This window comes from Exiguobacterium sp. SH0S7, from assembly GCF_004337195.1.
Lineage (GTDB): Bacteria > Bacillota > Bacilli > Exiguobacteriales > Exiguobacteriaceae > Exiguobacterium > Exiguobacterium aurantiacum_A.
In genome coordinates, this window is the sequence record NZ_SJVA01000003.1 from 218,553 (window position 1) to 240,600 (window position 22,048).

At 52.7% G+C, this 22,048-nt stretch carries 26 protein-coding genes and 1 other annotated feature; of the genes, 14 read left to right on the plus strand and 12 right to left on the minus strand.

Translation table 11 applies throughout. The features are described 5' to 3' along the window. Nucleotides 1-84: 84 nt before the first annotated feature. Nucleotides 85-1,128, minus strand: a complete 1,044-nt coding sequence (locus tag EVJ22_RS07880; RefSeq protein WP_233589649.1) for a Fic family protein — start codon at nucleotides 1,126-1,128, stop codon at nucleotides 85-87. Nucleotides 1,129-1,412: 284 nt separating this feature from the next. On the opposite strand from EVJ22_RS07880, the gene EVJ22_RS07885 reads away from it, so the two are divergent. Genes EVJ22_RS07885 through EVJ22_RS07905 form a run of 5 tightly spaced genes read left to right on the plus strand, consistent with a single transcriptional unit; the run spans nucleotide 1,413 to nucleotide 4,019 of the window. Beyond that, nucleotides 1,413-1,637: a DUF6440 family protein gene (locus tag EVJ22_RS07885; RefSeq protein WP_131443640.1), complete on the plus strand. Its 225-nt coding sequence runs from the start codon at nucleotides 1,413-1,415 to the stop codon at nucleotides 1,635-1,637. Then, on the plus strand, nucleotides 1,634-2,170 hold the full coding sequence (locus EVJ22_RS07890; protein ID WP_233589650.1) for a GNAT family N-acetyltransferase: 537 nt from the start codon (nucleotides 1,634-1,636) through the stop codon (nucleotides 2,168-2,170). The genes EVJ22_RS07885 and EVJ22_RS07890 overlap by 4 nt, the downstream gene beginning before the upstream one ends. 15 nt (nucleotides 2,171-2,185) lie before the next feature. After that, a complete protein-coding gene (locus EVJ22_RS07895) occupies nucleotides 2,186-2,890 on the plus strand; it encodes an ABC transporter ATP-binding protein (protein ID WP_131443642.1) in 705 nt (234 codons plus the stop codon). Continuing rightward, nucleotides 2,887-3,660, plus strand: a complete 774-nt coding sequence (locus tag EVJ22_RS07900; RefSeq protein WP_071398171.1) for an ABC transporter permease — start codon at nucleotides 2,887-2,889, stop codon at nucleotides 3,658-3,660. Before EVJ22_RS07895 ends, EVJ22_RS07900 begins: the two co-directional genes overlap by 4 nt. Next, the gene (locus tag EVJ22_RS07905) at nucleotides 3,657-4,019 is read left to right on the plus strand and encodes a VOC family protein (RefSeq protein ID WP_071398170.1); all 363 of its coding nucleotides are present in this window, start codon (nucleotides 3,657-3,659) and stop codon (nucleotides 4,017-4,019) included. Before EVJ22_RS07900 ends, EVJ22_RS07905 begins: the two co-directional genes overlap by 4 nt. Before the next feature lie 44 nt (nucleotides 4,020-4,063). Here the strand turns inward: EVJ22_RS07905 and EVJ22_RS07910 are convergent, their stop codons facing one another. The 3 genes from EVJ22_RS07910 to EVJ22_RS07920 are packed head-to-tail and all read right to left on the minus strand — an operon-like array spanning nucleotide 4,064 to nucleotide 5,284. Next, the gene (locus tag EVJ22_RS07910) at nucleotides 4,064-4,621 is read right to left on the minus strand and encodes an isochorismatase family protein (protein ID WP_071398169.1); all 558 of its coding nucleotides are present in this window, start codon (nucleotides 4,619-4,621) and stop codon (nucleotides 4,064-4,066) included. After that, complete coding sequence (locus EVJ22_RS07915) at nucleotides 4,618-4,950, minus strand: DMT family transporter (RefSeq protein ID WP_233589651.1); 333 nt, start codon at nucleotides 4,948-4,950, stop codon at nucleotides 4,618-4,620. Before EVJ22_RS07915 ends, EVJ22_RS07910 begins: the two co-directional genes overlap by 4 nt. 25 nt (nucleotides 4,951-4,975) lie before the next feature. Further along, nucleotides 4,976-5,284 carry a DMT family transporter gene (locus EVJ22_RS07920; RefSeq protein WP_070328504.1) on the minus strand — a complete coding sequence of 103 codons (309 nt, stop codon included), beginning with the start codon at nucleotides 5,282-5,284 and terminating at the stop codon, nucleotides 4,976-4,978. 136 nt (nucleotides 5,285-5,420) lie between these two features. On the opposite strand from EVJ22_RS07920, the gene EVJ22_RS07925 reads away from it, so the two are divergent. The 7 genes from EVJ22_RS07925 (at nucleotide 5,421) to EVJ22_RS07955 (ending at nucleotide 10,843) form a co-directional block, all read left to right on the plus strand. After that, entirely contained in the window at nucleotides 5,421-5,711 is a 291-nt protein-coding gene (locus tag EVJ22_RS07925) for a hypothetical protein (RefSeq protein WP_071398167.1), read from the plus strand. After that, nucleotides 5,708-5,998 carry a hypothetical protein gene (locus EVJ22_RS07930; RefSeq protein WP_071398193.1) on the plus strand — a complete coding sequence of 97 codons (291 nt, stop codon included), beginning with the start codon at nucleotides 5,708-5,710 and terminating at the stop codon, nucleotides 5,996-5,998. The genes EVJ22_RS07925 and EVJ22_RS07930 overlap by 4 nt, the downstream gene beginning before the upstream one ends. A gap of 254 nt (nucleotides 5,999-6,252) precedes the next feature. After that, the gene (locus EVJ22_RS07935) at nucleotides 6,253-7,263 is read left to right on the plus strand and encodes a siderophore ABC transporter substrate-binding protein (RefSeq protein WP_071398166.1); all 1,011 of its coding nucleotides are present in this window, start codon (nucleotides 6,253-6,255) and stop codon (nucleotides 7,261-7,263) included. Between the two features lie 12 nt (nucleotides 7,264-7,275). Further along, entirely contained in the window at nucleotides 7,276-8,280 is a 1,005-nt protein-coding gene (locus EVJ22_RS07940) for an ABC transporter permease (protein ID WP_084812953.1), read from the plus strand. Further along, nucleotides 8,277-9,338: an iron chelate uptake ABC transporter family permease subunit gene (locus EVJ22_RS07945; protein ID WP_071398165.1), complete on the plus strand. Its 1,062-nt coding sequence runs from the start codon at nucleotides 8,277-8,279 to the stop codon at nucleotides 9,336-9,338. The genes EVJ22_RS07940 and EVJ22_RS07945 overlap by 4 nt, the downstream gene beginning before the upstream one ends. Continuing rightward, on the plus strand, nucleotides 9,335-10,087 hold the full coding sequence (locus EVJ22_RS07950) for an iron ABC transporter ATP-binding protein (protein ID WP_071398164.1): 753 nt from the start codon (nucleotides 9,335-9,337) through the stop codon (nucleotides 10,085-10,087). The genes EVJ22_RS07945 and EVJ22_RS07950 overlap by 4 nt, the downstream gene beginning before the upstream one ends. Before the next feature lie 21 nt (nucleotides 10,088-10,108). Then, entirely contained in the window at nucleotides 10,109-10,843 is a 735-nt protein-coding gene (locus tag EVJ22_RS07955; RefSeq protein ID WP_071398163.1) for a ferredoxin--NADP reductase, read from the plus strand. 94 nt (nucleotides 10,844-10,937) lie between these two features. Here EVJ22_RS07955 and EVJ22_RS07960 read toward each other — a convergent pair whose 3' ends face one another. The 8 genes from EVJ22_RS07960 to EVJ22_RS07995 all read right to left on the minus strand — a co-directional run bounded on the left by EVJ22_RS07960 (nucleotide 10,938) and on the right by EVJ22_RS07995 (nucleotide 19,132). Continuing rightward, nucleotides 10,938-11,378: a small multi-drug export protein gene (locus EVJ22_RS07960; protein WP_131443643.1), complete on the minus strand. Its 441-nt coding sequence runs from the start codon at nucleotides 11,376-11,378 to the stop codon at nucleotides 10,938-10,940. A 54-nt stretch (nucleotides 11,379-11,432) separates the two neighbouring features. After that, complete coding sequence (locus EVJ22_RS07965) at nucleotides 11,433-12,476, minus strand: Fic family protein (RefSeq protein ID WP_233589652.1); 1,044 nt, start codon at nucleotides 12,474-12,476, stop codon at nucleotides 11,433-11,435. A gap of 287 nt (nucleotides 12,477-12,763) precedes the next feature. After that, complete coding sequence (locus tag EVJ22_RS07970) at nucleotides 12,764-13,342, minus strand: anthranilate synthase component II (RefSeq protein ID WP_131443645.1); 579 nt, start codon at nucleotides 13,340-13,342, stop codon at nucleotides 12,764-12,766. After that, nucleotides 13,339-14,670, minus strand: coding sequence for an anthranilate synthase component I (trpE, locus tag EVJ22_RS07975; protein ID WP_131443646.1), 1,332 nt, complete (start codon nucleotides 14,668-14,670; stop codon nucleotides 13,339-13,341). The genes EVJ22_RS07970 and trpE overlap by 4 nt, the downstream gene beginning before the upstream one ends. A gap of 54 nt (nucleotides 14,671-14,724) precedes the next feature. Continuing rightward, nucleotides 14,725-14,947, minus strand: a binding site (T-box leader). 41 nt (nucleotides 14,948-14,988) lie between these two features. Further along, nucleotides 14,989-15,276, minus strand: a complete 288-nt coding sequence (locus EVJ22_RS07980) for a hypothetical protein (protein ID WP_071398158.1) — start codon at nucleotides 15,274-15,276, stop codon at nucleotides 14,989-14,991. 12 nt (nucleotides 15,277-15,288) lie between these two features. After that, on the minus strand, nucleotides 15,289-17,523 hold the full coding sequence (locus tag EVJ22_RS07985) for a C40 family peptidase (protein WP_131443647.1): 2,235 nt from the start codon (nucleotides 17,521-17,523) through the stop codon (nucleotides 15,289-15,291). Nucleotides 17,524-17,702: 179 nt separating this feature from the next. Continuing rightward, nucleotides 17,703-18,395 carry a DUF4956 domain-containing protein gene (locus EVJ22_RS07990; RefSeq protein ID WP_071398156.1) on the minus strand — a complete coding sequence of 231 codons (693 nt, stop codon included), beginning with the start codon at nucleotides 18,393-18,395 and terminating at the stop codon, nucleotides 17,703-17,705. Next, a complete protein-coding gene (locus EVJ22_RS07995) occupies nucleotides 18,392-19,132 on the minus strand; it encodes a polyphosphate polymerase domain-containing protein (RefSeq protein ID WP_071398155.1) in 741 nt (246 codons plus the stop codon). The genes EVJ22_RS07990 and EVJ22_RS07995 overlap by 4 nt, the downstream gene beginning before the upstream one ends. 117 nt (nucleotides 19,133-19,249) lie before the next feature. On the opposite strand from EVJ22_RS07995, the gene EVJ22_RS08000 reads away from it, so the two are divergent. After that, the gene (locus EVJ22_RS08000; RefSeq protein ID WP_131443648.1) at nucleotides 19,250-21,583 is read left to right on the plus strand and encodes a CotH kinase family protein; all 2,334 of its coding nucleotides are present in this window, start codon (nucleotides 19,250-19,252) and stop codon (nucleotides 21,581-21,583) included. A gap of 15 nt (nucleotides 21,584-21,598) precedes the next feature. Continuing rightward, nucleotides 21,599-21,973: a nuclear transport factor 2 family protein gene (locus EVJ22_RS08005; protein ID WP_131443649.1), complete on the plus strand. Its 375-nt coding sequence runs from the start codon at nucleotides 21,599-21,601 to the stop codon at nucleotides 21,971-21,973. Nucleotides 21,974-22,048 lie beyond the last annotated feature (75 nt).

Here is a 22,048-nt window from a genome sequence, read left to right on the forward strand (position 1 = left end):
CCGACTGTTTGAAATTAAAAAAGCCTTACAACCATTCTAATGTCGAATGGACGTAAGGCTTTTAGTGTGGAGGATTTCCTCACATCATTGTTTAATCCACTTTGCGTTTCTTCCCGAACCGGTTGATACAATCATCCCTTCATCTCGTAACTCACGAAGCACGCGGTGGATTGTCGCTTCACTAATATCAGGGTGTGCGCTTCGGATATCCGTTTTCGTGAAAGAACCGATTTTCCCCTCAATGAATCGTCGAATTCGGACGGTCTTGGTTTCCGTCCCGGATGAAAGGAGGCCAACGCGATCTTCAAGTTCTTTATATGCGGACAAGATAATACTAAGCAGATAATTGACCCATGGAAATGGATCTTGTCGATTTTCATGCCAGTGAATCGAGGATAGCCGCAACGATTCGTAATAGCCTTCTTTTCGAGACTCGACAATTTTCTCTAGACTGATGTAGCGTCCGACTTCGAAACCATGTTGATACAGCATTAACAACGTCAACAAACGTGCCATGCGACCATTACCGTCATTGAATGGATGAATAGATAAAAAATCTAAGATGAAGAGACTCGTCAATATAAGAGGGTCGACATCTTCTTTTTGCCGTCGTATTTTTAGACTATCACATAATTCTTGAATGGTAGCAGGCGTTTCAAATGCCGGAACTGGAACAAAACGTGTACGACGAGTCCCATCTGAAAACGTTTCGCTGATCTCATTGTCGACGTTTTTCCAGCGGCCACCTTCGACGGGGACGAATTTATATAATTCTTTGTGTAGTTGAAGTAAGACGTTCGGATTGATTGGAATATCCTGTGCCGATGCATGAATCAAATTCAGAACATCGCGATATCCAGCAATTTCGGATTCCGATCGATCGACTGGATCCGCTGTCTTCGCCATAATGGTATGAAGTCGACTTTCCGTCACGAAGATACCTTCGATTGCATTCGATGCTTTCGTCGACTGAATGACCGCCACGTCGCGCAACGTATTTAACGTTTTAGGCGCTTGTTGTTTGTAAAGGTCTTGCTTTCCTTTATACTCATTGATCCGTCCGATGAGGCGAACGGTTTCCATCGGGAGAGCCATATTCGTTAAGAATGTGTAGTCATAATTTCTCAAAATTGCCTACCCCGTTTCATAGTCATCATGGTCTAAACGTAGTCATAGTTCGAAAAAATGAATAGGTTTATTTGAATTATAACGTATTTAAACTAGTTCATAAACGAGTAAACCTATTCATTTTTAGCAAAAATGAATAGGTTTAAGGATTTGCTGAACAAATAGGTTGATTCCATCTTTCGTGTCAAAAAGGTAAAATTTCGTATTTCCCATTTCACCTCGCTCATTCATTGAAACCAGGGGTCATGTTGCGTACAGTTAGAATTATAGGAAGGTGGGATATCATGTTATTCAAAAAGAAAGCAGAGGCGGAAGCAGCTGGTCCGAAACGTTTCAAAGTCAAATTGACGGAACAATTGCCGGAACTCGGTCAAATCACGATCCTTGTTGATTTGGAGACAGGCGTCAACTACATCCAGACATGGGTCGGCACGAGCGGTGGCATCACGCCATTGCTAGATGTAAATGGGGAAGTCGTCATCAATCCGGTGGAAGGAAACCGTTTGTGATTACACTAAAAACGAAGCGACTCATATTGCGACCTGTTACGGCAGACGATGCGGCGGATGTCTTCTCCTATTTGTCGAAGCCGGAAGTCGTTCGACATATGGGGCTTGAGCCGTTTACGACCGTCGAAGAGGCGCTTGAAGAAATCGCCTGGTACGACGCGATTGTTCGTGACGGGACCGGGATGCGTTGGGGGATCACGTTGACTGGACAAGATGAAGTAATCGGCAGCTGCGGCTTTTTAAACGTATCATCAAAACATCATCGGACCGAAATTGGGTTTGAACTCAGTTCAGCTTACTGGGGACAAGGCATCGCCGGCGAAGCCCTCGAGGCTGTGATTCGTCACGGGTTCGTGGAACTCGGATTCCACCGGATTGAGGCGCTGATCGAACCGGAAAACAAGGCATCTCAGCGTCTAGTCGAGCGTCACTTGTTCACACGCGAAGGCTTGCTTCGAGGGTATGAGTACACGCGTGGCAACTATGACGACTTGTATATGTATTCGCTATTAGAACATGAAATGTGCACGTGAACGAAGGAGATACTTATGAACATCATTGAATTCATTGGGGTCAGTCATAACGACATCCTACATAACATCACCGGCTACTTCCGCGAAGGCCGAATCACGACGTTCGTCGGACCGAGCGGCGCCGGCAAGACGACGTGCCTGAAGCATATTAACGGGCTATTGTCGCCGGATGCGGGCGACATCTACTTCAAAGGCGAGAACATCCGCGACATCGATGTCATCGCGCTCCGGAAACAAATCGGCATGGCGTTCCAAAGCGCCCCGATGATCGACGGGACGGTGTACGACAATTTGAATTTGCCGAAAGCGATTTTCGGCGAGACGCTCGACCGGGATAAAGCGACAGAACTGCTCGGAAAAGTCGACTTGGACGGCATCTCGCTCGACCAACCGATCAAGACGTTGTCGGGCGGGGAGCGGAGCCGTGTCGCCATCGCCCGGACGCTCGTCAATAAACCGGACGTCTTGCTGTTAGATGAGATCACGTCGAGCCTCGACTACCGGACGGTGAAAGAGATCGAGCATTTGATCGTGCGGCTTCAAAAAGATTTCGGGGTGACCGTCATTTGGATTACCCACGACCTCGATCAAGCGAGACGGGTCAGTGATGACATGTGGTTTTTACGGAACGGGGAATTGATCGAGTTCGGGGACGCGTCGTTCATCGACGAGTCAGACAATCCGATGATCGGGCGTTTCGTCAGGGGGGAAGAGCTATGACGTTCATCGAACTGATGACTTCCTTGATTTTTGTGGCGATCCCGCTCGGATTGGCGTTGTTCTTGAAGCTTGGTCTTGAACGTGACATCGTCATCGCGACGGTACGCTCGATCATTCAACTGTTGTTGATTGGCTACATTTTGACGTTCGTCTTCGAGAGTGATAACCCGGTGTTCATGCTACTCATGATCCTCCTCATGATTGGGGCGGCGACGCAAAACATCATCAAAAAAGGGGACGGCATCCCGGGCATCACCTGGATGATCGTCCTCACGCTCGTCACGGTCGAATCGGTGACGATGGGGCTCATGCTCGGGCTCGGCATCATCCCGTTCGAGCCGGAGAAAGTCATCCCGATCAGCGGTATGGTCATCGGTAACTGTATGGTGTTATCGCTCCTGTTTTTGAACAAGTTCAAAGACGAGGTCGAACGGAGCGACGAGGTCATCGAGCTCATCCTGTCGATGGGCGGGGCACCGAAAATCGCAATCGAGCGGAGCTTGAAGAACGCCATCCGGACGAGTATGATCCCGACCGTCGAGGCGCAAAAAACGATGGGGCTCGTCCAGCTTCCGGGCATGATGAGCGGCCTTATCATCGGCGGCGCCGACCCGATGGAGGCGGTGTTGTACCAACTGCTCATCTTGTTCCTCATTTTGACGACGGCGACGATCTCAGCCGTCATGGTCGGCTATATGTCGTACCCGCGCTTGTTTAACCAAAAACTACAGTTCATCGGATTGACGTATCGGAAGGGGAAAACGACATGATCACAGGCATCCATCACGTCCAAATCACGATCCCAAAAGGTGAAGAAGCAACAGCACGCGCGTTTTATTGCGATGTGCTCGGCTTGAATGAAATCGACAAACCGGAGTCGCTTCAAGGACGAGGCGGGTTTTGGCTTCAAGTCGGCGACCAAAGCGTCCATGTCGGCACCGAGGACGGGGGCGACCGGCTGAAAACGAAAGCACATGTCGCCTATACGGTGACCGGTTTAGCGGAGTGGGGACGGAAACTCGAAGCAGAAGGAATCGAGCGGATTGAAGGGATTCCAATCCCTGGATTTGACCGGTTCGAGTTCCGTGATCCGTTCGGCAATCGGGTCGAGATGATTCAGGCGATCTAGTAACAAATGAAACCCGTCTGACTCGTATGAGTCAAACGGGTTTTTTAGCGATACGTGTCATGCGTCGGGCTAAAGACGTCTTCGGTTGATGGGCGCGCGATCGCAAAGTGTTCGACGTTATAGTGTCCATGCAGCACTTGATTGTGATGATCGATAATTTGTTCAGGCGTCAATACGTCTGACCCGTTCGTTGTGTGGCCATCAGAGACAAGGGTCACGTCAAAACCGCTTACCGTAGCGGTCCGGACAGACGTATCGATACAATGCTCCGTCTTGGCACCGGTGATGACGAGATGTTGAACGGCATGAGTTCGTAAGTAAGACAATAACGGTGTCCCGTGAAATGCGTTCGTTGCTTGTTTGTCGAATAGGACGGAATCGTCAGGGACAATGATGGACCGATGGACGGCAAACCCGTCGCCTCTTCCGTCGGCGACGTCTAAGTCACGAACGAAAATAACTGGTACTTGCTTTGAACTAGCTTGTTGAATGAGATTGTTGATGACGGCGGCGACTTCGGGACCTCGTTCGACTCCGCGTTCAACATCATTTCCGTCGACGAGCTCTTGTTGAAAATCGATGACGAGCAGTGCTTGTTTCATGATGTGACCTCCTGATTTGTAGTATTCCCTCCAAAGTTCATGACGACGACACCGAGCACGATGACGATGAGCCCGATGCTATTCAGTGTCGAGAGCACCTCACCGTAAACGAATACCCCAATCAATCCGGTTGCGACCGTGCCAAGACCGGCCCAGACGCTATAGGCAATGCTGAGCGGGATCGTCTTCAAAACGAAGCCCATGAGCGTGAACGAAACAGCGATACTCGCAAGCAGTATTACGCTCGGTAACAAATTTGTGAAGCCGTCCGACAGCTTCAGCATCGATGTGCCGAGCACCTCGAACGAAATCGAGACCAGTAATAACATATACCCTTTCACACGTTTCCCTCCTTCATATTTTCATCAAGACGAGCCCGACGATGACGAGTCCGATGCCGATGACGGTCTGTTTTCGAACTTGTTCCTTGAACACGAGAAAGCCTATCAATGCCGTCGCGGCAGTCCCGACCCCGCTCCAAAACGCGTAGGCGAAACTGAGAGGGATGGATAAGAGCGCGAGCGACAACAGATAAAACGCGGTCACGTATCCGAGCGCGACACCGAGGATCGGCAGTCGGTTCGTCGACGTTGCGTTCAGTTTTAACATACTTGAGCCGAACACTTCCGCGATAATCGCGGCAACTAGATAAGCAAAACCCATATAACCGTGACCTCCAACAATGTCAGTAGTGAATTCAATGTCATCACTTCATGTACGTTGCTGTGAATGTAGCAAAATCTATAAGGGTTGTCGATAGAATAAGTGAATGGGATAATTAGGAAAAGGAGATGGTTGTATGAATCAACGCCAATACGCACCGCTCTATATGACGCTCGCACTCTTTTTGTTGACGTTCTTAACACTGTTTACGTTGAACGGCCGCGTCTTTCCGAATTTAGACTTGCTGACCGCCATCTGGGTGTATCTCGCCTTGGATATCGCGTTGCTTGCCACACTCATCTGGGGACTTTTCTCGAAGGAGAAGATGGTGAGATTATTCAGCCTCTTCGCGAACATCGGATTGATTGTACCGTTATCGATTTGGATTTTCCTGTTATTACTCGCGAACGGAATTTCGGAAGCATGAATCATCAGAAACAAGACGTACCATTTCTGATGCGACCGATCCCATTCTTCATCTTGTTTGCTTTGTGCGGACCGCTCGCGTTAGCACTCGTCGTGATATACTGGCGCGATTTGCCGGAGGATATCCGGGGTCCTCATCTGATTATTGCCATCATCTTTTCGCTGTTTTTTATCGTGAAACTGCTTCCGGACGGCCTCCTGCAAATCATCCTCTTTTCATTCACGTACACGTTCATTCTGTTTCTCACCTACAGCATTCTCAAACGAAAACGAGACAAGCAAAACTGAATTCTAACCCTTCAGAAAGTGGTCGAGTGCCACTTTCTTTTTATTTTGCATTAATAGTAGGAAAAAGATTTCCAATCCCTTTTTGTAAATTTGGCATTGCGCATCCTTTTTTTGTTTGCTATGCTTCTCAATGAAAACGACAATGATAATCATTATCAGTGAGGACAGGTGTCTGTTGCCTACATAGACAAGATCGACAACAGGAATGCCGTTCGACTGAGAAGGTTGTCAGCGTACTCAATACATATAGGGAGATGGAAAGAATGGGGAAATTGAAAGCATCAATCATGGTGACATCACTCGTCTTGTTGCTCGCGGCGTGCGGGAACGAGGATGAGGCGAAAAATACGGGCAACGCGGAAGCGGAAGCGAAACCGAAGACGGTCGAGATCACGGACGCCCACGGCAAGATCGAAGTACCAATCAACCCGGAGACGGTCGTCGCGCTCGACAACCGGACGTTCGAGACGCTCGCAGAGTGGAACGTCGAACTCGCGGCTGCGCCGGTCGGCTTGATGCCGGCTGAGTCACCATACGTCAAAGACGAGGACATCGTCGACGTCGGCATGCACTTCGAGCCGAACTTAGAAGCGATCGCCGGAGTCGATCCGGACGTCGTCATCGTCGGTCAACGTTTCGCCGACTACTATGAGGACATCAAAAAGTTGGTCCCGAATGCGGCCGTCATCGACTTGAACATCGAACTTCCGGAAGATTCAGGCACACCGGGTGAGATTTTAGTCCAAGGACTTGAAGACACGACGCTCACGCTCGGCCAAATCTTCGACAAGACCGAAGAAGCGGAAGACATGGTCGCTGACCTCGACAAGTCAATCGAAGACGCGAAAACGGCTTACGACGGTAAAGAGTCAATCATGTCGGTCATCGTCTCGGGCGGAGACATCGGGTTCTCAGCGCCGATCAGCGGCCGTGTGTTCGGACCGATGTACGACATCTTCGGCTGGGTGCCAGCGCTAGAAGTTGAGAAGACGACAGGTGACCATGAAGGGGACGAAGTCTCGGTCGAAGCAATCGCCGAGAGTAACCCGGACTGGTTGTTCGTGCTCGACCGCGACGCACCGCTCGCTGACGCAGAAGGCGCAGTCCCGGCTGAAGACGTCATCGACAACGCACCGGCGCTTCAAAAGACGACGGCCGTCAAGGAAGATCAAATCGTCTACGCACCAAAAGACACGTACTTAAACGAATCGATTCAAACGTACTCGGAGTTCTTCGACGGCGTTGCAGCAGCGCTCGCGAAGTAACGAGGCCACGTTGTGCAAAATCCAATACTAAACAGGGTTGGGACGAGTGCTCAACCCTCCTTTTCTAAAATTTGGACGAAGTCGTTCATCTTTGCATTGCTCGTCGTCCTGATGCTTGCGATCTTGTCGCTGTTCACCGGTGTATACGACATCAGTAAAGCGGACGGCTTCGATATGTTTTGGATCACGCGGGTCCCGCGGACGGTCGCGCTCATGTTGACCGGTGCCGCAATGGCGATGGCGGGGCTCGTTATGCAGTTGATCACACAAAACCGATTGGTTGAACCGACGACGACCGGCACGATTGAATGGGCCGGTCTCGGGTTGTTGGCAGTCTACTTGTTAGTCCCGGCACCGTCGCTCATGATGCGGATGACGGGAGCAATCGTATTCTCGTTTATCGGGACGATGGTATTCTTTTGGTTTTTACGGTCGGTCAAACTCCGTTCGTCCTTAATCGTCCCGATTATCGGACTCATGCTCGGGGCGGTCGTCTCGGCCGTGTCGACGTTTCTTGGATTGTTCTTCCGGGCCAGCCAGACGCTAGAAGGCTGGTTCGTCGGCTCGTTCGCCTCGGTCCAAGTCGGACGTTATGAATACTTATGGCTCATCATCATCGCTACGTTCTTCATTTTCTTACTCGCGAACCGATTGACGCTCGTCGGACTCGGGGAAGATATTGCGACGAGCCTTGGCGTCAACTACAACTTATTGATGTTGATCGCAACCGGCTTGATTGCGTTATCCGTCGGGGTCGTCGCGACCGTCATCGGTAACTTGCCATTCCTTGGCTTGATCGTCCCGAACCTCGTTTCGATGTTCCGTGGGGACGACCTCCGCAACAACTTGCCGTGGGTGTGTGTCATCGGGATGGGCGCGATTCTCGTCAGTGACTTGATCTCACGGACGATCATCATGCCGTTCGAGTTGCCCGTGTCGCTCATTCTCGGGACGGTCGGCTCGGTCGTGTTCATCGCGATTCTGTTACGGCAGCGGAAGACGGGAGGGGTACGATGAGTACGGTCATGGAAAAAGAAGCTTACGAAGTGGACGTTCATCCGCTTAACGGGAAAGAACGGAGTGCGTCTGCGTTTCGCTCGAAAAAAGAAGAGCGCCGCTATTGGCTGTTCCTCATCGCTTTCATCATCGGGGGGCTATTATGCGCGTTCGGTCTTCTCGTCTACAACAATCCGGTCCCGTTCGACTCCCCGTCGTTCGTGCCGGTCGTCGAGCGCCGTGTCGTAGCCGTCGTCACGATGGCAATTGCGGCACTTTGTCAAAGTCTCGCGACCGTCGCGTTTCACTCGGTGACGAACAACCGCATCATCACCCCGTCCTTGCTCGGTTTTGACGCGCTCTATTCAACGATTCAAACGAGTATGATCTTCTTCTTCGGCGCTGGGGCTTTGGTCGGCTTCAGCGGGACGGGAGCGTTCTTGAGTCAAGTCGCTGTCATGGTCCTGATGAGTCTTCTGTTGTACGGCTGGCTGTTATCGGGAAAATATGCCAACCTTCAACTGATGCTCCTCATCGGGATTATCATCGGGACCGGGTTGAACTCGGTGTCGACGTTCATGCGCCGCATGCTCGCACCGTCCGAGTTTGACCTCTTACAGGCGCGCCTGTTCGGTTCGGTGACGAACGCGGACGCCGCCTACTTCCCAATCGTCATCCCGATCGTTGTGGTCGTCGGTGTCTTGCTTTACCTGTTCTCGAACCAGTTGAACATCGTCGCGCTCGGGAAAGACGTGGCGACGTCGTTCGGGGTGAACCATCGCCGAAGCGTCATCTATACGCTCATACTCATCTCGCTCTTAATGTCGGTATCGACGGCCTTGATCGGACCGCTGACGTTCTTCGGCTTCTTGGTCGCGACGCTCAGTTATCAGGTCGCGGCGACGTATGACCATAAATACGTCTTCCCGATGGCGTTCGCCCTTGGCTTCTTCGTACTGACGAGCGCATATTTCTTTATGTATCACATTTTCAATACACCGAGTGTCGTGTCCGTCATCATTGAGCTGTTCGGCGGCGTGATTTTCTTAGCGGTGATTTTAAGGAAGAGGTCGCTATGATACAAATCGAGCAAGTGAAAAAATCGTATACGGACGACGTCCAGATCGGACCGCTCGACCTCCACATCCCGAAGGCCGGGTTCACGTCGTTGATTGGTCCGAACGGGGCCGGGAAGTCGACGACGCTCATGATGATCGGCCGTCTGCTCAACTTGGACGAAGGACAGATCCAAGTCGCCGGGATGGACGTGTCGAGCACGAAGTCGAAAGACTTGGCGAAGATCATCACGATCTTACGCCAGGAGAACCATTTCGTGACCCGACTCACCGTGCGGCAGCTCGCCGGGTTCGGCCGTTTCCCGTATTCGAAAGGGCGGTTGACGAAAGAAGACGAAGCAATCATCTCGAAATATATCGACTTCCTCGACTTGACGAGTTTAGAGCATCGTTATCTCGATGAACTGTCGGGCGGGCAGCGTCAACGGGCTTATGTTGCGATGGTACTTTGTCAGGAGACGGAATACGTGTTGCTTGACGAGCCGCTCAACAACTTGGACATCGCCCGCTCGGTCCAGATGATGGAATATTTGCGTCACGTCGCCGACGAGTTCGGACGGACGATCGTCACCGTGCTCCACGATATCAACTTCGCGGCGAAGTATTCGGACCGGATTTGTGCGATGAAAGACGGCAAGATCGCCGCCTTCGGTACGGTCGATGAGATCATGGACGCAAACATCTTATCAGATATTTTCGAGACGAAGCTTGAAATCATTCAAGGACCATACGGACCGATCGCGGTCTATTAATAGAAGGAAGGAGTGACGACGATGCACATTTACTGGACACCAATTCAACAAGTTGTACAGGAAGCGCCAGATACATACACGTTCCAACTCGAACTGCCGGACGGCTTCACGTGGGACGAGGGGGCGCATACCCACTTCGCCCTTGAAGGGTTCAACAAAGAAGACAAACCGAACCGGAGCTTGATTCGCCACATGTCGATCTCGACGCTACCGCGTGAAGGCGCGATCGGCATCACGACCCGGGTCAAACGAGAGTGCTCCGAGTTCAAGTCGATCTTACGTGACATGAAGATCGGGGAGAAGGTCGCCATCTTCAAGACGCATTCGAACGTGCCGCTCCAGCGTGACGGGAAGAACGTCTACCTGCTGTCGGCTGGCGTCGGGCTCGCGACGTTCCGTCCGATCGTACTTGACTATTTGGCGAACGGGGAAGGTATCCCGCATCTCCATTCCTTGAACGTCGACTCGTCGACAGACTATTTGTTCGGCGATGTATTTAAGTCGTCAAACAGTTTCACGGCCGAGTTCGTCGCCAATCGTTCAGATTATTACGCGGCGGTCGAGACGCTCGCACAGGATATGGAAGGTTTGTATTACATCGTCGGCAGCGATGACTTCTTACGGGAGACAATCGCGATGCTACGTGAGCGGGGCATCAACCGCGAACAAATCGTGCTTGATAAGCATGACTTTCAGTTGGATGAGTTTTTAGGGGAAAGAAGCGACAACGCAATCTCTTCTTCAGGCAAAGGATAACGAGTGAGCAATCTAAATTAAAAAAGGTATCTGATTCATTCAAAACAGAATGAATCAGATACCTTTTTCAGTTGCTACGGACGTCAGACGTACCTCAGAATGTGAACTCGATTCCTTTAGAAGTGAGCCAAGCGATTAACACACCGTATCCAAATATGCTGATTGCTGAATAGGTGAGAAGTGTGGAACGTCTCATCCCAATCGAATGACCAATCACGCCAACGACCCATGACCCTAGTAGGGGCGTGACGAGGATGATTGACCAACTGCCATGTTCGCGCATCAAATGACTAAATCGATGTTTCTCTAAGCGATCGAGCCAGCCGCTGAGACGTTTGAATCGATGCAACCAATCGTAAAAATAAGCGAGCAGAGGAACCGGCAAGAAGTTGCCAAGTCCGGCCCAGAAGACAGCAGAGACGCCGTCGAGACCGAGTAACATCGCACTCGGGATAGCCAAATAGATTTCGAACATTGGGAAGAAGCCCATGAACCATGCGGTTGCAGACAGGCTGATGTATTCAAATAGACTCATGTTGATTCTCCTCTGAGGTTTGGGATTCTCGTGTTCCATAGAACAAGTCGTGAATTATTGCTTAATCCATTTCGCACTCCGGCCGAGTCCAGACGGAGCGATTTCCCCTTCATCCCGTAATTCCCGAAGGACACGGTTGATGGTTGTCTCGCTGATGTCGGAACAGGCATTCCGAACATCCGACTTGGTAAACGGTACGATTCTCCCTTCTACGAATCGTCTAATCCGGCTACTCTTACTTTGACTTCCTGACGTGACGAGTCCTACGCGATCTTCTAACTCTTTATATGCGGCAAGGATCACGCTCAACAGATAGTTGATCCATGGGAGCGGGTTTTGTCGGTTCTCATGCCAATCGATTGAGGACAATCGCAGGGATTCATAGTAGTCTTCTTTCCGTTCCTCGACAATCTTCTCGAGACTAATATAGCGACCGACCTCGAAGCCGAATTGATAAAGCATCAACAAGGTTAAAAGACGGGAGATTCGTCCGTTCCCGTCATTGAACGGATGGATGGATAAAAAGTCGAGGACGAACATACTGGTCAAGATGAGCGGATCGACGTCTTCATTTTGCCGACGTTCTTTTACACTGTCACATAAGGCCTGGACAGCCGCTGGGGTCTCAAAGGCTGGGACTGGTACGAAACGCGTCCGGCGCGTGCCATCAGGGAAGGTCTCACTAATCTTGTTATCGACATTCTTCCATCTCCCGCCCTCAATCGGAACAAACTTGTAGAGCTCTTTATGGAGCTGAAGCAAGATGTTCGGGTTGATTGGGATGTCCTGGGCTGAGGCATGAATCAAGTTCAAGACATCCCGGTATCCGGCAATTTCAGCTTCCGAGCGGTCGACCGGGTCAGAGGTCTTCGACATGATGGTGCGTAGGCGGCTCTCGGTCACGACGATTCCCTCGATTGCATTGGAAGCCTTGGTCGATTGGATGACAGCCACGTCACGCAAGGTGTTCAGAATTTGAGGCGCCTGTTGTTTATACAAATCCTGTTTCCCTTTATATTCATTGATGCGGCCGATCAATCGTACCGTTTCCATCGGTAAGGAGAGATTTCTTAAATACTGATAATCGTAATTTCGCATAAGAATCACCCTCATTCATTATCAAAATTGATTAAACATATTTATTTAGTCAATTTTTGACTATGTTTAGCTATAATATAACTTATTTATGATGAGTTTAAAATATTAATCATCCTCATTCTCTTAATGTATGACTATGTTTAGGGATAGATGAGTTATATTTCAAATAATGAACGTGAGTGACATGAAAAAGCGCATCTCCGATTTCAACGAAGACGCGCTTGGTTCATATGATTCATCGTATGTGTAGCATCAGACTTCTTCATCATTGTACGGAAGTTCGACATTCAGACCGAGGACACGTTCCTCGGTCTTTTTGTGTGACAAATCGCGACGAACCGTTCGAATAGGTCCCGTCCGTCCGGTGTCCCGATCGACTCGGGGTGGAACTGGACGCCGTACGTTGGGTGTTCGGGATGCTCGAGCGCCATGATGACACCGTCCGCAGTCGTTGCCGTCACGTTGAGTTCCGTCGTTTGGACGACGAGCGAGTGGTACCGCATGACGTCCATTGATTCTCCCTCGAAGAGCACACCAGGTACGGTATCAATCACGGACGTCTTCCCGTGCATGACCTCGCGGGCCCGTCCGACCGTCCCGCCGAACGACTCGGCGATGACTTGATGACCGAGACAGACACCAAAAATTGGGATCTGTCCCGACAGCTGCCGGACGACGTCGAGGGAGATGCCGGCGTCACCTGGGCCACCTGGACCAGGTGAAATGATGATACCGGACGGGTTAAGGGCGCGAATTTCATCGACCGTCAGCTCGTCGTTACGGACGACCAAGACATCGCTGAACCGGGCAACGTCTTGATAGACGTTGTATGTGAACGAGTCGTAGTTATCGATCAGTAAAATCATGCGAACACCTCCAACAGGGATTTGGCTTTGTGCAACGTCTCTTCATATTCCGATACCGGGTCCGAGTCGAAGACGATGCCGGCCCCGGCTTGGACGTACGCCGTATCGTTTTGGACGACCATCGTCCGAATGGCGAGGGCGAAGTCGAAGCCGCCCCGGACGTCGAGATAGCCGACGGCCCCGGCGTATACTTCGCGTTTCACCGTCTCGAGCTCGTCGATCAGCTGCATCGCCCGAATCTTCGGTGCCCCGGAGACGGTGCCGGCCGGGAGACAGGCCCGTAGCGCGTCGATCGGGTTCAAGTCGTCACGTAGTTCGCCTTCGACTTCGGAGACGAGATGCATGACATTTTTGAAACGCTCAACTTCCATCTGTTTCGGGATCGTGACGGTGCCGACTTTGGCGACGCGTCCGATATCGTTGCGGCCGAGGTCGAGCAGCATCCGATGTTCGGCCAGTTCTTTCTCGTCTTGAACCAGGTCTTCGGCGTGGCGCATATCCTCCTCGACGGTCTTGCCGCGTGGGCGCGTACCGGCGATTGGGTTTGTCGAGACGCGGTTCCCTTCGACACGGACGAGACTCTCGGGCGACGCCCCAAGGACGATCGCTTCGCCGAGGTCGATGTAGAATAAGTACGGGCTCGGATTTTGTTTCCGCAGCGTCCGGTAGAAGTGAAACGGATCACCGGTGAACGTCGCGTCAATCCGTTGCGACAAGACGAGCTGGAACACCTCGCCGGCGAGGATCGCTTCTTTCGCCTTCAAGACACGCTCGATAAATGCGTCCTTGTCGGTCAAGATGCGTTCGCTCGTCCGGACGACCGGCGCGAGTTCGTGCGTCTTCGCCGTCTCGAGCTCCATTTTCAACTGTTCGAGCCGGACAGAACCGTCGCTGTCACCCGTGTCGATCAAGATGACGCGCTCCTCGAGATGGTCATACAGGACGACCGTCTCATAGCGTTGGAACAACGCGTCCGGCAAGTCGCGCGTCTCGGTCGGCGTGTTCGGGATCGGCTCGTACGTCCGCAACAGGTCGTAGCCGATATATCCGACGGCGCCGCCTATGAACGGGTAGGGGGCGTCTTCCGTGTCCCGTTCGATCAATGTGGATAAGACGGCGAGCGGGTCGTTCGCTTGGATCGTGCCCGCTGCATCGGTCACGGTGTTACCGTCGACACGAATCGTCTCGACCGGGTTCGCCGCGATGATCGAGTAACGTCCGTGCTTGCCTTCAGCCCGGCTTTCGAGCAAGACTTTCCGCTCGCCTTGCAACCGGTGGAAGATGGCCACCGGGGTCAGTTCGTCGCCGTTGATGATCAGTTGTTCCATGTAATCTCCTCCTTCAAATTAAAAAAATCCCCCGCCCGACATGTCTAAAAAGACATGAAGGACGGGGGACCCGTGGTGCCACCTTCGTTGGGGGAGTTCCCCCCACTCATCACGAACAATCATTCGCTATCCTCGGTAACGGGAGGACCCGTCAGAGCCTACGTATCGGTCTGAACGCTCAAAAGCCCATTCACGCAAGACACGCCACCGGTTCGCATCGACCACCGGCTTTCTGGAGACGTCCCTTCGCGCTACTCTTCTTTCTCATCGCGAGTTCGTATAATGTTATCGTTACTTTAACGGGATGCAGTGAGATTGTCAAGGTCTATCCGAGAGTTGCCGCTCCGTCTGTCGCTTCTCGATGAATGTATAGGCAATCAAGAACGAGATGACAGGGAAGATCAAGTTCCAAGAACTTAAGCTGACCATACTCCATTCATAATAAGTCGTCATCGTCACAACTTCGATGAGCGCATTGAAGAGAAACGTCACGATTGGTGCGATGTAGATCTTGTTCGTCTTGAGGGCGGCGTAGACACCGACTCCGATCGTGAGAACGGGAACGATGACGAGTTGCCATAAAAACGGGTCCATCCATTCAAACATCGTCGTTACCTCCTAAAGTGATTTGTAGCCGAGGAAGTTCGAGCGCCACATCGGGTCATGAATCGAGTTGATTTGGAGCATCTCACCACCGGCATGGATGAAGAATTCGTTGTCGAGCATGATGCCGATATGCGACGGACCACTTCGATACGTGCCGGCGAAGAAGACGATATCACCGCGGCGTCCGCTCGTGATGCCAGTCCGTTTATTTTTAAAGTGACCGCTGTGCCAATAGCCGGAGACGTTCGTTCGACCGCCAATCTTGCCGGCCTGGTTGGTCGCGTAGTGAATCAAGCCTGAACAGTCGAAGCCACCGTTCAGTGGGGACTGCGAGCCCCACGTGTACGGTGTGCCGAGATGGCGTGCCGCTGCTGCGATCATCCGTTCTTGTTGCGAGTTGCTTCGTTTCGTCAAGAGCGGATCTTGCTTGATCCGGATATCTTTCATTTTGACGTACACCGGGCGCCAACTATACTGAATCAAATACGAGTCACCGCTCTTGCCGCGCGGATAGACGCGTTGGCTCGCATCGAGATAGCCGATGGGGCGGGTATCGTTCGGATTGGCATAATACGGTGTCTGTTTCGTCGTCGCATAATGGGCGACCGGGTTCACGTTCGTCGGCTGGATCGCTTTCGGTTTCGTCTCGGCGATATACGGGTTCAAGACATAAACACGTTTCCCAGACGGAAGACGCACGTGCCAGAAGTCGGCATCGATCGAGCGCAGTCCGATGAGCTTCGTCCCGCGGGCGAGCGTGCCGGCTGGTCGGCTGTAAGCGACGTCGGCTGAAAAATATGGCGTGCCGTTGAACTGGGCATAGAAGACAGTGCCGACTTTCGGTTTCGCAAGCGGTTTCGTCAAGCTGAGGTAGCCCATCGCGACGAAGCGATACGCCCCGTTCACACGGACGCGAGTGTAGTAGCCGCTCGTTCCGTATGTCTCGACGACGAGTCCACGCTTGAGTTCGGCGACTTGTTTGACGGTCGAGGCCGAGGCGTACACTTCGACCTCGTCATGACGGACGTAACGTTTGCCGCTCGAGTCATAGAGCGGTGGTTTTTTCGTACTTGTCAGATTCGTCGGGACGAAGTAAAACTTTCCGTTTGACGAGACGCGCGTATAGTTGCCGGATGTTCCATACACGTTGACGAGCTGTCCGCGTTTGAGTTTAAAACTCGTTTTTGTCGAGAGGGATGCCCCTGTATAGAGGGGTGTCTCTTTTTGAATATAACGCTGGCCCGTCTTCAAGAACGGTGGGGGCGTCGTCTTTAACCATTTCGACTCGACGAACAAGAACTGACCGTTCGTAAAGATGCGTGTGAACTCTCCGTCGCTGCCATAAATGCTGACGATTTGTGACCGCTTTAGCTTCCCGACGACGTCGGTCTTCTCGACATCACGATAAAGCGAAGCCTCGCCTTGCGCATAGCGCGAGCCGGTCTTTGCATACGTCGGCATCTTTTCGGCGAGCGCTGCCGTCTGGACGTAGACGAACATCCCGCCCTTGTAGAGACGGGTATAGTCGCCGCTTGTACCGTACACGCTCGAGCGAGTGCCCCGGACGAGCTGGCCGACGGCTGTCATCCCGAGATCGCTAAAAGTCATCGTGCCCGTGACAGCGACTTGGGTACCAGTCTTGACTGGGGACGGACTCATCATCGTCGCCGGCACGAATCCATAGCCGTTTTCGAGTTTGATGCGGAAATGGTCGTCTTGTATCCCATGAACGGTCAGCATCGCGCCTGGTTCGAGCGTCAAGGCGACGTTTCCGCCTGGCGTGGCGAGCACGTTTGCCCCGGGTTTCGCATAACGGGTCGACGTTTCGAGTGTTTCGGCGAGCGCCTCACGCGCTACATATGCACCGTCTGTCATCAACAGACGGTCGCCTTCAAGATCGAACACTTTGACGACCGTTCCGTATGACAATGGTGTGATCGGATTGCCCGCTGCATCGACCGCGTTCGTGTCGGTCCGGATATAGCGGTCGACAGGGTAGGCTAAGACATCGTTCCGGACATAACCTTCCGTCTCGCCGATGGTTATACGAGAATGCGTGGCCGCCGTTTCGATGACATCGACCTGTTCATGTGGCGCGAGTGTGATCAAGACGACCGATTCGTCGATCGCCTCGTAAAGCGACGCCTCGATTCGGATGACGGCCTCGTTCTCGTTCGCCTGAACGGTCGCGGTCCAGAAAAAGCTACAGATGAAGAGCAAACTAAGTAATCGTTTCAGAATAAACACCTCGACTATTTTTTGATTTACAATTTTTAGTATACGCAATGTGGACGAAGAGAAGTCGGACGGTTTTGAAAAAGAGGGGAATCATAATCGTGGCTTGAAGCACATATGCGTACGAGGCGAGGTAAAAAGTAAAAAACCGTCCCCGGGGCGCGCCGAAGAGCGCGATCGAGGACGGAATATTAAAAAATTTCAGTATTCAAATAGTTGACCGACACTTTCAAGTTGCCGTTCATCTTGCGGAGCTCGTCAATCACCTGCTTGTCTTTGACGCCGTCCTTGTTTTGGACGATGTAGACGAGCTGGATCATCGTGCCGAGGTTCGTCGTCTCGACCGAGCGGAGCGCGTAATACTTATAGTGGGCCGAGAGCACCCCGTCAAACGCCGTCTCGTCATGGAGATTTTCCGGGACGGTGATTGATAGCCGCTTCTTGTCCGAGCCACCGCGGCCGAAGTCGAACATATACAATACGATGATGATGACCGACAAGCTGACCGTGAACAGGATGGCAAGTATGTAGAAGCCGAGCCCGCACGAGATACCGGCGGCCATCCCGAAAAAGATGAAGGCGATGTCTTTCGGGTCGCTCATTGCGCTGCGGAAGCGGATGATCGAGAACGCACCGACGAGACCGAAAGCGACGGCGACGTTGTTACCGATGACGATCATGACGACCGACACGGTGACACCCATGATGATGATCGTCTGGACGAACGATTGCGAGTAACGGGCACCCGTATGCGTCTTCTTATATAAGTAGGCGATACAGAGCGTCAAGATGAAGCTAAGGAAAATGGCGGCGGCCGCCTCGAGCACGGTCAGCCGGGACGTGACGTCGGCGAGCTGGCGGACTTCGTTGAAAATGTTCGTCATGACAGAATCCTACCTTCGCTTAAGTTTTCTTGGTCCAACAGTTCAACGCTCGTACAAAACTTCGAGACGCTCTGCTTGTTGCATTCGAGGTCAGAGAGAAGCCGTGCGAGCCAGAACGGCACGACCTCGGACACTTTCACTTCGAGGACGACGAGACCGGGGTCAATGAAATGGTGCCCCTCCGGTCCGTGTTCGATGCGGAGGTCGTCGTTGCGGCACATGAGGTTATAGTCGAAGGTGACGCGCAAGTCTTGCTCGAACGTGCCCGAGAACGCTTGGCGGTCGTAACTGACGACGGTGTGCGGCAATAAGTTGTACGTGTGCTGGAAATGAAGCGCTTCTTTCAAAATTTGCGGGTTTGACGCCGCGACCGACGCGATCGGTTTGTCCGGGTCGCGCAAAATATCGTACGCCTCATGGAGCGGCAAAATCGTCCGACGCTTGTTGACGACGTTTTTGAACTTCTGCTTCACCTCGATGAACGACATACTGCCAAGATCGGCCTGATCATAAATACGGAGGCGCAACTTTTGGCGGAACGGGAGCTTATTGCGTGTCTCGTAATAGATCGCCTTGTCACTTGAGTCGAAATAGAGACTGACGATATTGTATTTGCCTTCTGGGTTGCCGTACGTGTCGTAATGCATGTACGGCATGATGAGCTCACGCAGCTCGAGGTATTTGGCAAAGGGGATTAAATATTTGATCTCGTATCGCTTGAATATCTCTTGGGCCACGGTGTCACTCCTTTTTAGGCATTGTTAATTATTTGTTAAGGTGTGTGTTAGAATTCAAGTATACTGTTACAACACACGAGACGCAAACGAAGATATAGACCAGGAGGCCTGTACTATATGAAGAGTTTAAAAGTTGGGATGTTGGCCGTGCTCCTCGCTGGGACGTGGGGCGGGATGTATTACGTCGCTGAAGAACAAGCGACCGCGGGCGCAGCGTTCGAGCAAGCGCTCGCCGAACAATTGAATATCCCGGTCGGCTCGTTCAACCAAAACAAAGTGCGCGGTGTCACCGAGCTCGATTTGTCGGGCTACGGCTTGACCGACTTGACCGGCCTCGAGCATTTTCAGTCGCTCGAGACGCTCGATTTGTCGGGTAACCGGTTGACCGACGTCACGGTGCTCGAGAGCCTCCGTTACTTAAAGACGCTCGATCTCAGCTTCAACCAGCTCGAGCAAATACCGGAGTTGCCGGAGACGCTCGAGTCACTCGATCTCGAAGGGAACGACGTCAGCGATTTGACGTTCTTGCCGGAGTCAGACACGCTGACGACGTTGAACGTGCGGGACAACGATATCGATTCACTCGACGTATTGCCAGAGCGGACGCCAAACGTGACCCATCTCAACATCCGTGGGAACGCCGTCGCCTCGGTCGAGCCTCTCCGCGACATGACTTCGCTTCAAGACGTCAACTTGCGTGACAACCGTATTACCGACATGTCACCGCTTGAAGCGTTAGCCATCACGGAGCGACTGTACGTGACCGGCAACGCGACGCACGACTACGCCGCGCTCGATTCGATCGCCGAACAAATTAATGACCGTGACTTCGAGAGGTTGCCGGACGGTCCTGCGTTCTCGGTCGACGGTGGTGTGATCGCTCCGGGCACTGAGCTCGCGCTCGAAGCAGCACCGGGGAGTACGATCTATTACACGATTGACGGAAGCGAGCCGACACCGGAGTCGAATCGATACAATGGACCGATCCGACTCGATCAGGCGTTGACGCGTGACGTCGCCGTGCTATCGAACAACCGGTCGGCGACGAACTGGCCGACGCCGTCATTTGTGCGAGAAGACGTCGAGCGCGCCTTGATCATCCGAGCAATCGCCGTCCGGGAGGGGGCGACGAGCAAACCGTCGACGGCGACGTATGTGTTCGACGACAGCGTGTTCGCCTCCGATCTCCCGGTCGTCTCGCTCACGACTGACGCAACGAACTTGTTTGACCCGTCGATCGGCATTTATACGCCGGGCGACTTGCCGGACGGGCCGCTCGAGATTGGCCGTGGCAACTTCTTCGAGACGGGACAAGAGTGGGAGCGCCCGGCCCACGTCGACTACTTTGAGAAGGGCGAGCTTGCCTTCTCGCAAGACGTCGGCATCCGTATCCACGGCGGTTTCTCGCGCGGGCTCGCCCAGAAGAGTCTGCGTCTCTACGCCCGGAGCGAGTATGGGCAGAGCCGGTTCTATCATCCGTTCTTCCCGGACAACGAGGAAGAGGAGTTCAACCGGTTACTGTTGCGGAACGCCGGCAACGACTGGCAAGGGGCGATGCTTCGGGACGCGTTCATGCAAGAACTCCTCCGTGAACGCTCGCTCGATTTTCAAGACTATCAGCCGGTCGTCGTCCTGATGAACGGGGAGTACTGGGGGATGCACAACTTGCGTGAGCTATACTCCCCGGAATACTTTGAAGTGAAATATGATATCGCTGAGACAGAGCTCGCCATCCTCGAGGCCGACCTCGATGCGCCGGACGGGTTCGCTATCGAGACGGGACAAGACGCCGACCTCATCCACTACCAGGAGATGGTCCGTTTCGCCGAGACGAACGATTTGAACGACCCGGCCGCGTTCGAAGAACTCGAACGCCGCATCGATGTCGACAACTTCCTCGAGTATGTGGTCTATCAAGCGTTTTACGGCAACCTCGACAGTATGTTCAACAACTACGCCGTCTGGCGCAAGTCGGCCGACCCGGTCGCAGACGTCTATGGACACGACGGTCGCTGGCGCTGGATCGTCTTCGACCTCGATCAAGGCTTTGCCGGACGATCGCCGATTGACGAGAGCGTCGACTACGACATGTTCGCTTATTTGACGGGACCGGGTCCCGAGCACGCCTTGTTCCGGTCACTCATCGCGAGTGATGAAGGAGAAGCGCGTTTTCTGCGCCTGTTTGACGAATTGCTCGCCGGACCGTTCGAGACAGAGACGATGCTAGCGCTACTGGACGATATGGCGGACGGCATCGCCCCGGAGATGGAAAACCAATTCGCGCGTTGGGGGAACGCCCCGTCGGTCAAAGCGTGGGAAGGGCGGGTCGAGAAGATGCGCGTCTTCGCCGAGCGGCGTCCGGACGTCGTCAAGCGGCAACTGATTGAGCGGTTTGGGACCGATGCAATCGGCTCGGTCGAAGAAACGAAATTGTGCTATGATGTACGGTGAAAGGAAGGTACAGCTATGGAAACACTCAACATGAAACAACTTTCTGACAACCGGTCCGCGTCTCAAACGGCAGGCGACCTTGAGGCGATGCGGAGCATCATGCACGATGAATTCCGCTACGTCGACTCGAGCGGGCGTCAGTTCGATAAAGAGACATTTTTAGACCAGTTCGTCGACCCGGCTGCCGTCCAATGGATCGCGCAAGAGACGGTGACGTTCGACGAGACGGTCAAAGGCGACATCGCCGTCGTCCAGCTGCTGCTCGAGGAGCGGTTCATCCTCGGGACGAACGCGTACGAAGGCCGATTCTGGGCGTTGCATCTTTACGCCAAAGATGAGGACACGTGGCTATGGCAAGGCGGGCAGGCGACGATGATTCACGAAACGTGAGCGCTAGGCATCTCCATATTGGAGGTGCTTTTTATTTTGTCTAAAAATAAGGGAAATCAGTTTTTGAAAAAATAT

Coding starts and splice junctions, on each gene's coding strand:
- EVJ22_RS07980 (WP_071398158.1), bottom strand. CDS start 15,276: ATGTTTGAATGGATGGACCCGTTTTTATGGCAACTCGTCATCGTTCCC.
- EVJ22_RS07955 (WP_071398163.1), top strand. CDS start 10,109: ATGCACATTTACTGGACACCAATTCAACAAGTTGTACAGGAAGCGCCA.
- EVJ22_RS07945 (WP_071398165.1), top strand. CDS start 8,277: ATGAGTACGGTCATGGAAAAAGAAGCTTACGAAGTGGACGTTCATCCG.
- EVJ22_RS07885 (WP_131443640.1), top strand. CDS start 1,413: ATGTTATTCAAAAAGAAAGCAGAGGCGGAAGCAGCTGGTCCGAAACGT.
- EVJ22_RS07915 (WP_233589651.1), bottom strand. CDS start 4,950: ATGTTATTACTGGTCTCGATTTCGTTCGAGGTGCTCGGCACATCGATG.
- EVJ22_RS08000 (WP_131443648.1), top strand. CDS start 19,250: ATGAAGAGTTTAAAAGTTGGGATGTTGGCCGTGCTCCTCGCTGGGACG.
- EVJ22_RS07960 (WP_131443643.1), bottom strand. CDS start 11,378: ATGAGTCTATTTGAATACATCAGCCTGTCTGCAACCGCATGGTTCATG.
- EVJ22_RS07920 (WP_070328504.1), bottom strand. CDS start 5,284: ATGGGTTTTGCTTATCTAGTTGCCGCGATTATCGCGGAAGTGTTCGGC.
- EVJ22_RS07935 (WP_071398166.1), top strand. CDS start 6,253: ATGGAAAGAATGGGGAAATTGAAAGCATCAATCATGGTGACATCACTC.
- EVJ22_RS07910 (WP_071398169.1), bottom strand. CDS start 4,621: ATGAAACAAGCACTGCTCGTCATCGATTTTCAACAAGAGCTCGTCGAC.
- EVJ22_RS07905 (WP_071398170.1), top strand. CDS start 3,657: ATGATCACAGGCATCCATCACGTCCAAATCACGATCCCAAAAGGTGAA.
- EVJ22_RS07965 (WP_233589652.1), bottom strand. CDS start 12,476: ATGCGAAATTACGATTATCAGTATTTAAGAAATCTCTCCTTACCGATG.
- trpE (WP_131443646.1), bottom strand. CDS start 14,670: ATGGAACAACTGATCATCAACGGCGACGAACTGACCCCGGTGGCCATC.
- EVJ22_RS07950 (WP_071398164.1), top strand. CDS start 9,335: ATGATACAAATCGAGCAAGTGAAAAAATCGTATACGGACGACGTCCAG.
- EVJ22_RS08005 (WP_131443649.1), top strand. CDS start 21,599: ATGGAAACACTCAACATGAAACAACTTTCTGACAACCGGTCCGCGTCT.
- EVJ22_RS07900 (WP_071398171.1), top strand. CDS start 2,887: ATGACGTTCATCGAACTGATGACTTCCTTGATTTTTGTGGCGATCCCG.
- EVJ22_RS07895 (WP_131443642.1), top strand. CDS start 2,186: ATGAACATCATTGAATTCATTGGGGTCAGTCATAACGACATCCTACAT.
- EVJ22_RS07930 (WP_071398193.1), top strand. CDS start 5,708: ATGAATCATCAGAAACAAGACGTACCATTTCTGATGCGACCGATCCCA.
- EVJ22_RS07970 (WP_131443645.1), bottom strand. CDS start 13,342: ATGATTTTACTGATCGATAACTACGACTCGTTCACATACAACGTCTAT.
- EVJ22_RS07925 (WP_071398167.1), top strand. CDS start 5,421: ATGAATCAACGCCAATACGCACCGCTCTATATGACGCTCGCACTCTTT.
- EVJ22_RS07990 (WP_071398156.1), bottom strand. CDS start 18,395: ATGACGAACATTTTCAACGAAGTCCGCCAGCTCGCCGACGTCACGTCC.